The following is a 9,387-nucleotide window of genomic DNA, read 5'->3' as shown; positions in this document are numbered from 1 at the left end:
AAAGCCGTAGGCGCCGGCGAGGCAGCAAGTGCCTGCAAAATCAAAGCGGTCCCGAAAGGGCTGCCGGACGAACTTTCTTCACTGATCATCATTCAACAAAAATAAGGAAAAGCAATTGAATTATAATGAGGGTAGGGAGGGGAAAGTTTGTAGAGATGTCGAATTAACTATGATAAAGGCGCATATATCAGGATAGTTTAGAATTCACTGTATTTTATGTCTTCCATTATATTAAAACTTATGATTTGATTCCCAAAATGATAATTTTGTTTTTAATTTTTCTTTAACCATAAACTTATTTTTACCAGCACTATCAAAACCGGTACTTCCACCAAAGGTCCTATAACTCCAACGAATGCCTGACGTGAATGAATTCCGAATACCGCTATTGCTACTGCAATTGCCAGTTCAAAGTTATTTCCGGTTGCTGTAAAAGCTATTGAAGCATTTTTGTCATAGGGGATACCCAGTGATCTGTTGATCAGGAAACTTGTAAAAAACATCAGCACAAAGTAGATGATTAAAGGTACAGCTACTGTAAAGACATCGAAAGGCAATTCCACAATCTGATTCCCTTTCAGGCTGAACATCAGTACGATTGTTAACAGAAGTGCGTATAAAGTCAGCGGAGATATAGCGGGAATGAATTTCCTATGGTACCATTCTGAGCCTTTTAATTTAATCAAGAAGTAACGGCTTAAAAAACCTGCCACGAAAGGGATTCCTAAATAGATGAGAACACTTCCCGTAACAGTTCTCATGGATACGTTTACATTAAAATCAGCCAACCCTAATTTTCCGGGCAGGACACCGATAAAAAGCCATGCCATAAAGCTGTAACTGAATACCTGGAATACACTGTTCAGGGCAACCAGTAATGCGCCATACTCACGGTTGCCTTTTGCCAGGTCATTCCAGACAAGCACCATGGCAATGCATCTGGCTAAACCGATAAGAATCAAACCGGACATGTACTCAGGTTCATTTCTCAGGAAAATAATGGCTAGCAGGAACATCAGAACCGGCCCGACCAACCAATTCAGCAATAAGGAAACCCCGATCGCCCTCTTGTCCTGAAAAGCTTTCGGTAATAATGAATAGTCAACCTTCGCTAGCGGTGGATACATCATGACAATGAGGCCGATGGCAAGTGGAATATTTGTTGTTCCTGCTGATAAGGAATTGGTGAATTCAGCAATACCAGGAAAGAAATATCCCAATCCTATTCCTGAAAACATCGCCAGGAATATCCAAAGCGTAAGAAAGCGATCAAGCCACTTTAATTTTGTCTGCATTACATTTATTTTACGGTACTCTTATTTTTTATCTTCGAAAAAACATAGAACATTTCACTACCAATCTGTAAACTTCTCTCATGGTAGGCCCGTGATTGCTCCGGTGTATGATCGAAAATTTTCGGGTCCTCAAAGGTTACGGGAATACGCTTTTCTGCCCCTGCTACAAAGGGACATCCGCTATCTGCCTGAGAACAGGTCATAATTGCAGCAAATCCGTGTGCAGGATTAAATGGATGGTCATATCTTTTGGAAAAGGCTATAACCGGATGTTTGTTTTCACTGTACCTGATAGCATATACAGGATTTTCCATGCCGGAGATTTTATTAATCATCAGCCCCTGTTCCTGCAAAGTTTTCACAACTGCGGGGAACACTGCTGTTTCTTCCGTTCCGCCTGAATAGCAGATTATGTCCGGTATACTGTAATAGGCACTGGCTATCTGCGCCCAGAGCTGTGACAAGTGGCTTCTCCTTGAATTATGGGTACAAATAAATATAAGGGCTGCTTCTTTTTGTTCTGCCACTTTTTGTTGAATAAAATTAATGAGCGGTGCTAAGACAGCTTTCCGGGCTTCGCTGATTTTCTGATTTTTCAGTAATTCTATAGTTTCTGATAATGGAGGATACATGCTTTATCTCTTTTACCGGATTTTTAGCAACATCCGGAATTTGGTGTGCATACGTAAGGTTGAGTAAATGGGCGCTCAGATAATTTTACCGGTTGTTTTTCTGCAGGAATTCCGCATGCATCCTGAGCTAGACATGCTGTCGTTTTGTTTCTGAGGACAAAATTTTTACCGTTAAATTCCAGATTAAATTTACCGATGGTCTGATGTTGATATTCAACTTCAATCTCGTTATCTTCCATGCCAATTTTTTCTTCTGATAATCTAATGATATGCAATAGTTTAGAAGGTTGTAACCGATGTCCGGAATCATCAGCGTTCCACAACTGGAAGTTGACTGTTTTTTCCTTTCTGACAGTTCCGCCACAATCGATAAAGTGTTTTGTTACCGTTCCCACTTCTGTTACATGGAAGTGATCAGGAACAAACGTCCCGTCTTCCAGTTGAAATTCAATATGATCCAGCTCTGGTAAAATTTCTTTGATTTCAGATAGTTTCATTACTTTCTATTTATTGGTTAAATGCAATATTACGATAGATATGGCTAAAAAAATGCATCAGCAGCATTTCTGATTTACAGTTCTTATAATGATATTCGAAAAATAATCCTTCATTATTCCAAAAGCTTTTTCATCAATACAATAGCAAACCGAAGTTCCTTCAATATTACCTTTAATAAGACCTGCGTTTTTTAATTCTTTTAAATGTTGTGAAACGGTGGCCTGTGCCAATGGCAATTCATTCACAATATCGCCACAGATGCAGGTATTGACTTTCAGCAGATATTCTATAATAGCGATTCTCGCCGGATGCCCTAATGCTTTTGCTATTACTGCAATATTATTTTGTTCATCTGTAAATTGGTCTGTCTTGGTTACGCCCATTGCCTGATTTTGTATCGCAATATTACGATTAATTTTTAAATAAAAAAAAATTACCTGAAAAAATTAGTATCAGAAAATCAGTTTCGTCATAAATGTACGTCTGTTTTAAAATCAAAAAGATCTTTGGGATGGATATCAAGTCCTCTGGTCAGTTCCAATAAGGTAGAGATCTGGATGTTCCGCTGGCCTTTTTCAATTTTACTGATGTCACTGTAATCAATATCACACAATTGCGCCAGTTGCCTGAGACTTAAGCCTCTCTCTTTTCTTAGTTTTTTTATTTGATTTCCAAGGTGTTCCAGAAATTTTATCCTATCAATATCAGTCATTATATAATATATGAATATGCAATTTCAGCAGAACTAGAAAATATTTTGTGGGTAATTGTTCCCACTTCTGATTATTTTGTTATATTTGTTAAGTAATATCATATAGGCAGATAATCTTCAATGGTTTTCCTATAAATGATGATTTCGGAAATTTATATTTCAGTTAAAACATAATGAATTTATTTACATTTAAAAAGTAATAACCCCTTAAAAACAAAATGATGAAAAAGAAGAAAACAGACTTTGAGGCCCGGTTTTGGTCCGGCACCCGGAAACATTCCGTAGCGGGATTGCTGGCGGCTTTTTTCCAGTTCAATGACCTGGCGGTGGTGAAAGAATCCCTGAGTGCGATGGTACAGTGTTCGGTACGGCGGAAAGCCCGGTTCGGGGAATGTCCTGAAGAAGTCTTCCACTTATATCTTTCGCTGCGGTCGTTGGTACGGGCCGGCCAGGTGATGGCTGGGAAGAGTAAAGTAGGGCAGACCGCCGTTTTAGCTGCGGAAACCCATTTTGCCGGGCTTGCGATGGGCTCGCTCTCGGAGGAAGAATACCGGGATCCGTTGCAGGTGTTCCGGAAGGCATTCCGGAAGTACAGCAGGGAAGACTATGACGGGTTCCTGTCGGCCCTCATCTATTTCTCACTCGGGAGTTCCAGAGGTGAAGAAAACCGTAAGATTATCGGTCCGTACCTGCATCTGGTAAAAATGCTGGAGGCCGCATACCTGATGGCAGAAAGGGGAGCAGGGAAGGAGTGAAGGCAAAGCGGGGAAGAAGCAGGGATCTGTAACCCAATAGTTATTCCGTAATTACCTCGCTTCCCCATCAAGGGTTTCTTTGAAGGCCAGTTTTTTGTAATCCGGGAATTTTTTGGGATCAATTACAAAATCAATGAGGCTCCCGCACAGGCCGGTTTCGGTTCTGCAGTCGGGTATCCGTTTTGTGTGGAGGTTGTAAAAAACGGTGTCGTTTCTGATGCTGGCTGTAATCTGTTCCGCTTCCGGCACACCTCCGCAGCAGTCCCCTCTCCAGTATCCCAGCCTGATAACGGCAAGGTCCGCTCTTTTTTTCCACACGAGTTCCTTTTCAGTAAAAGAGCCTTTCGACTTTTCGAAATAAAACCCGTCAGCGGTGGTATTCACCTGGGCGGAAAGCGAAAGGGAAGTGAGGACTGCTGCTATGATGCCTGTAAAACTTTTCATGGTGAGGGTTACCTGTATTTGTTGTGTAAATCTAACTAAAAATAATAGTAAAATGTGAAATCAAAGTAGTAAACGCATGAGAAGGCTGGGAGAAGGAAGCTGAATCCCGGAAGTTCCTTTTGCCGGATTAACCGTCTGCAATCTTCTATGGAAAAATGGAAAATGATCATATTGCTTTCTTCAGAGGGTAATGGTGCTTAGAAATTTCTGATTGCCTTTCTGTTTTTTAAATGCTTAAACCAAATACATCCTATTGAATTCATGCTAGTATAGCATCCAACAGATCATAATGCGCCTATATCTATTCAGTATCCGCTTTTTACTGACATGATCTCTTTGATGCAAAGTTTGATTTCCCCGTATGCTTTGTGATAAAGGTAAAGACAGGATCAGCGGGCTGACGTGACGAAGCGGATGTTTTATCCGGCGGCTCTACCGGCAGCTTCCGTTTTGCTTTGTTCTTTTATCCGCGCGGAGCGTTTATCCGGCTTTGCATCAGTATTGTCCTGACCCGGGTTGGAAATCACCGGTTTGCTGATTCGTCTTTCTAACCATCTGTTCAGGATCAGCTTGGTATTGCTGAACTTCTAAATACCGTAAGATCTACTCATCTGCCGTGCATCTGAAATACAATATAGCAACATTATGGAGCAATGATTTTCATCAGGGCTTTAAAAATACCTCTTCAGCTGTGCGGTATATTCTTCAGCTGACAAATGAAAAACTTCAGGTTCCAGGACCAGTGTAATGGTGATCCGGTCTATGCTGATAAGGTAATGCAGATCTGAAGAAGGCCAGCGCCTGTAACGGGAGGGATCAGCCCTCACACTGACGAACGCACGGCTGATAACGTCTTTGTAATAATCTCTTTCCTGGCAGTGCTCTTTAAACCGTTTCAGCTCTGTTAAAAAACTGATCAGGCTCCGGGTGGACACTTGGGTTTCCATTGCCTTATCATAACGTCCGTACAGGGTTACATCACCTTCAGAAGTTACATTGAATAGGTCGGTGCCCCAATTCAGATAGTCCATCCGTCCGGATACTACATCCTGTAAGTCGGTAATGACCTGTATGATCTCGTTGATGCCCATCGAGGAAAGCTCCGATGCCTCTTCCATCGCCGGAGTACTTATCGCAGCATCAACACCTCTGTTATTGATATGAGCCGATACTGATATATAATAATGATATGACATATTTTTTATTTTTACTTTAGCCCGCTCCGAAAGATCTCAGACCTGCTCCGAAAGATCTCGGATCTTTCGGAAATTACAGCCACCGGTGTTCCGGGTTTTTAGGGTAATTCTGTTGCTGCTGTTCGTAGGTTTCCCCTTCGTCCTCAATCCACAAGATCTGGTACAGCTTGATATGTTCCTGTTTCTTCTCCCTGTCGTGGAGGTCTTCTCCTTTTGTCATTTTATTGTATGATTCCCAGGTATCGTTTTCACAGCATTCGCATTCACCAAGATATACGGCCTGGTATCCGCAGATTTCGCAGAACTCAGGATGTCTGAAATGGTTGAGGTAGTCCCTGCTCAGTCCGGAATAATACAGTGGACTGTCATAGGGCTGCCTGGATAAAAACTGCAGGAAATTCCCGAATGTGCCACTGTGTTCCGGTACATACAGCCGGTTATCATTCGGGTTCTGCTGCCCGGATTTTTCCTGATGCAACTCTATTATCAAAAACTGGTAGATCCCTTGAAACTGATCAAAACTATGGAAATGCATATTCTTTACTTCATTCCACCGGTAGAAAATTCCGTTATAATTAAAACCTGCGGGTTCAGCGGAAATGCTATGTCTCTTTTCCAGGTAATGCTTCCTGCAGGCCACATACTGCCAGCCGGAGGAGGATCTCGTATTTCCCCTGCCGCCGCAGGTCTCACAGATGAACTGGGATTCCTCCGTGTATTTTTCAATGATCGTATGGAGGTTGCTGCCATAGGCATCAGACGTATAGAACCTCAGTTCCGCATATTTTTCCTTGATGCACGAAACTTTTTTGTCCCAGCCGTTTTCGTGGAGTTCCCGGATCAGTTCCAGGGTCAGGGGATACCAGCCTTCAGAAATCTGAAGACCGATCCCGTTTAAATTGGCAAGCTTCCTGAGATCAAATGCATTGATCTCTTCATTAATGATAAAATCTTCCAGGCGGCTACAGTTTTTATTGATGAATTCGGCCTCCCTGTAAAGGCGGTTTCTCTCTTTCCTTTCTTTTGCTGCAGGACTTTCAGCGGAAAGCTTTACGGTAGGAGAGGCATCCGGTTCAGTGACGGGAGAATAAGTTCGGTCGGGCATTTCATGATCTTCATGTTTCTTCCCTGGCCTCAACCTGTCAATGTTCAGTATGATAAAAATGATGATCGCTGTGAGGGCCATTCCCAGGACAACAGCAGTAAGTACGGTCATTCGTTTTGCTTTATGGTAAGAGGAGCTCAAGATAATAAATTATTTCAAATTTTCGGTACGGGTATGAATCGATGCCGTTCATTTTATATTGTATTTACAGAGAAGTTGAGCTCTGATTTTGATAAAAAAGCGCCAGTTTTATCTTCCGGCCTGCTTAAATACTACGGATCAGGAGGAGATTTTGCGTTTTCGTAAGAATAAATAGCAGCACAATATTTCACTTTCCCTTTGCTTGATGAGGTGCGAGGCTGCTATCCCGATCCGTTGTGCTGATTCCTTCCGGGAATGAGTAATCAGATGTTATACCGCAATCACATCTTCAACTATGATGATCCTGGTGCTCTCAAATTTTCTTATTGGCGGCCCTCTTCTGTAATATAGCCGTATCCGTGAAATATTTTTAGGGCTCTTTGAATTCTTTTCCAGCCGGTAAGTCAATCCTGTTTATACAGATCCTTTTCGATAAAATTATTAAACCGCTTCAGGAGTTTTTTTACCCCAAGTTCCTTATTCCTGATCAGGGTCTGTTTGTCAAGGGGTTCGCCGGTATTGGAATCGAACATCAGGGTTTCCGACATGGCAGCAGAACCGTGGATGATCTTTATATTTTTAGCGGGATCAAGGATATACTCATTCCAGAGCCGGTTGAATTTTTCCCGGGTGACAAAAATTTCCTTTGTCTGCGAATCGATAAGGGAGAACCCTTCCGGGAGTTTCCGGCTGCCGGCAAAGCTGAAAACATGGTCTTCCCTTTCATCGGCGATCTGCAGGATGAGACCCGGAAGACCACAGAATGTATAAGGCCCGTCAGGGATCTGGATGTCATTGGTGAACCAGGCAGTCCAGTTTCTGCCCCGGAACTGGGATGTGGCTTTCTGGGCTTTGAACCCTGCGATACTCTTTGTCTCCGGATGGATGGTCCACCGGATGCGGTTTTCTTCTCTGACGGCCACATTGACGGCGTTCAGGGAAGTATGGAATACGGTTTCCGGTCCGGAATACGTTTTGGACACCCTGAAACCGATCTTCGGCTGCCGGATCTTTCTGAAATCGATGTGAAGTGTATTTGAAGCCTTACTTTTCTGCATTTCGGTAGTAAAAAGCGAATCCCTGGTGATCAGCAGGGCACTGTAGAAATAAGAGCCGTCCCGGGTTACATCCAGGTTCATGATTTCCTTATCTGCATGATCCCTGTTCAGGGAATCCATCTTAAATACGTACTCATAGACAAAGCGCTGGTTCTGTGAGGAAACGGTTCCGGATATCAGGAATAAAAAAAAGGCGAAGATTTTCATGTCAGGTTTTTCAGTATAGGTAAGTCTTTGGTCTATACGCTTTTATTACCTGTAAAAATAATGAAATCGTCCGGTTTCGGCAATACCGGCTCAGAGGATTTCCCATCCGGCCCATGCTTATCATGAAGTTTACGTTTTCTTCTTCCTTTGTAAATCTCCGTATATAGCCGTTTTCATTGATCTGCCGGTCTTCGCTGCCGCTTACTATAGGCAATACAATACCGCTTACTTATTTTATTTTTTACCAGCTTCTGAGCCCTGTCTTTTCAGATCATCAAATGCATGTTTTACCGCCTTTACCCTATGGTCATACAGCGGGTTCAGAAACATTCAGGTAAAGACATCAATTGCACCGGCAGTACCCTTTATACAGGCAATTCTATCTGATGGTATTCTTAATCCACTGATATAGCTGGTAATTGGTTTTTAAAGTTGTTAAATTCCAGTATTGTGCATATATTTTATCTTCCCTTATTTCATAAACCCGTAATCCTTTCCCCCATCCGAATATGCCTACATGGGGATTTTTCTTCAGGCTGGCCAGTCTTTCTTCAAGCCAGCGCCTGGCTGCATCATCTGATAGACCTGCGTATTTTCTCAGGACATTAATGAGGCTTACCTCAATCTTTCCGGAAGTTTTCAGGAGACGGTCTAGATCATCCGTCAGAATTTCATCCTGTATAAAATCGATGATTAACAGATTTTCGTCGTTGTTTTCAAATAAGTGCATATAGGAATCCTCATCCAAAATGGTTCTGGCATAAGCGAGTAAGGCAGGGGTTGTATTGGGGTTCTTTTCCAGCTTGGTGATGTTAATGAAGGGAATGGGTACTCCAAGTCTCACATAGGCCCTGATCTTATGATGGCCGTCCAATACGTATTTCCAGCTGCTTCCAAAACTGGTCATATGGAAAGATTCAAAAGTTAATACGGTTGGTTTACCACCTTGCCTGATGAGCTCACAATAATATTCCACCCTGTCATTGTTAATTTTCTCATTGGTTATGCTGAAAAACAGATAGTCTGTCTTTTCCGGTTCAGAGGGATAAAGCCAGGAAGGCGGTATCTGATCCTGAGAATAAGTATAATATGCTGTCGGGTGGCTTGTAACGAATTCTATGGTATTGCTGTCAGCACTGTATTTTATTACTGAATAGGTACCGTCAGCAAACAGTTGCAGGAAATCCCTGATCGATTCAAGCTGTTCATCATCAGAACCGGTAGAGAGCGCATGGTTGATATGGTAGGTATACAAGCTTCTTTCTTCAGCCGCATAGCCGGAAACCGCGTAATATTCCCCTATGCTTCCGGCACAGTCCGGCCAGTTGACGGCAATAACTTTTT

11 protein-coding genes are annotated in these 9,387 nt (G+C 42.4%); 1 reads left to right on the top strand and 10 read right to left on the bottom strand.

Annotated features, from left to right (window positions below; all coding sequences use genetic code 11):
* Positions 1–272: 272 nt before the first annotated feature.
* From arsB to QZ735_RS01890, 5 genes are all read right to left on the bottom strand, one after another.
* The gene (gene arsB / locus QZ735_RS01910) at positions 273–1,295 is read right to left on the bottom strand and encodes an ACR3 family arsenite efflux transporter (RefSeq protein WP_294243661.1); all 1,023 of its coding nucleotides are present in this window, start codon (positions 1,293–1,295) and stop codon (positions 273–275) included.
* 5 nt (positions 1,296–1,300) lie between these two features.
* Positions 1,301–1,927, bottom strand: a complete 627-nt coding sequence (locus QZ735_RS01905; protein WP_294243659.1) for a protein-tyrosine-phosphatase — start codon at positions 1,925–1,927, stop codon at positions 1,301–1,303.
* A 23-nt stretch (positions 1,928–1,950) separates the two neighbouring features.
* Positions 1,951–2,424: a DUF6428 family protein gene (locus tag QZ735_RS01900; protein WP_294243657.1), complete on the bottom strand. Its 474-nt coding sequence runs from the start codon at positions 2,422–2,424 to the stop codon at positions 1,951–1,953.
* A 57-nt stretch (positions 2,425–2,481) separates the two neighbouring features.
* Positions 2,482–2,808, bottom strand: a complete 327-nt coding sequence (locus tag QZ735_RS01895) for a helix-turn-helix transcriptional regulator (RefSeq protein WP_294243656.1) — start codon at positions 2,806–2,808, stop codon at positions 2,482–2,484.
* Between the two features lie 86 nt (positions 2,809–2,894).
* Entirely contained in the window at positions 2,895–3,137 is a 243-nt protein-coding gene (locus tag QZ735_RS01890; RefSeq protein WP_294243654.1) for a helix-turn-helix transcriptional regulator, read from the bottom strand.
* A 221-nt stretch (positions 3,138–3,358) separates the two neighbouring features.
* Between QZ735_RS01890 and QZ735_RS01885 the strand changes: the two genes are divergently transcribed.
* On the top strand, positions 3,359–3,892 hold the full coding sequence (locus QZ735_RS01885) for a hypothetical protein (RefSeq protein ID WP_294243653.1): 534 nt from the start codon (positions 3,359–3,361) through the stop codon (positions 3,890–3,892).
* A gap of 51 nt (positions 3,893–3,943) precedes the next feature.
* Here QZ735_RS01885 and QZ735_RS01880 read toward each other — a convergent pair whose 3' ends face one another.
* The 5 genes from QZ735_RS01880 to QZ735_RS01860 all read right to left on the bottom strand — a co-directional run.
* On the bottom strand, positions 3,944–4,336 hold the full coding sequence (locus QZ735_RS01880; RefSeq protein WP_294243651.1) for a hypothetical protein: 393 nt from the start codon (positions 4,334–4,336) through the stop codon (positions 3,944–3,946).
* Positions 4,337–5,007: 671 nt separating this feature from the next.
* Positions 5,008–5,532, bottom strand: a complete 525-nt coding sequence (locus QZ735_RS01875) for a hypothetical protein (RefSeq protein ID WP_294243649.1) — start codon at positions 5,530–5,532, stop codon at positions 5,008–5,010.
* A gap of 73 nt (positions 5,533–5,605) precedes the next feature.
* Positions 5,606–6,748, bottom strand: a complete 1,143-nt coding sequence (locus QZ735_RS01870) for a hypothetical protein (RefSeq protein WP_294243647.1) — start codon at positions 6,746–6,748, stop codon at positions 5,606–5,608.
* 434 nt (positions 6,749–7,182) lie between these two features.
* Positions 7,183–8,043, bottom strand: coding sequence for a GLPGLI family protein (locus tag QZ735_RS01865; RefSeq protein ID WP_294243645.1), 861 nt, complete (start codon positions 8,041–8,043; stop codon positions 7,183–7,185).
* A 379-nt stretch (positions 8,044–8,422) separates the two neighbouring features.
* A partial coding sequence (locus QZ735_RS01860) for a hypothetical protein (protein ID WP_294243643.1) occupies positions 8,423–9,387 on the bottom strand: 965 nt, incomplete at its 5' end.

It is taken from the genome of uncultured Chryseobacterium sp. (assembly GCF_913776365.1).
GTDB lineage: Bacteria > Bacteroidota > Bacteroidia > Flavobacteriales > Weeksellaceae > Chryseobacterium.
Note: the sequence above shows the minus strand (reverse complement) of the source record. Positions and strands in the feature narration are given on the sequence as shown.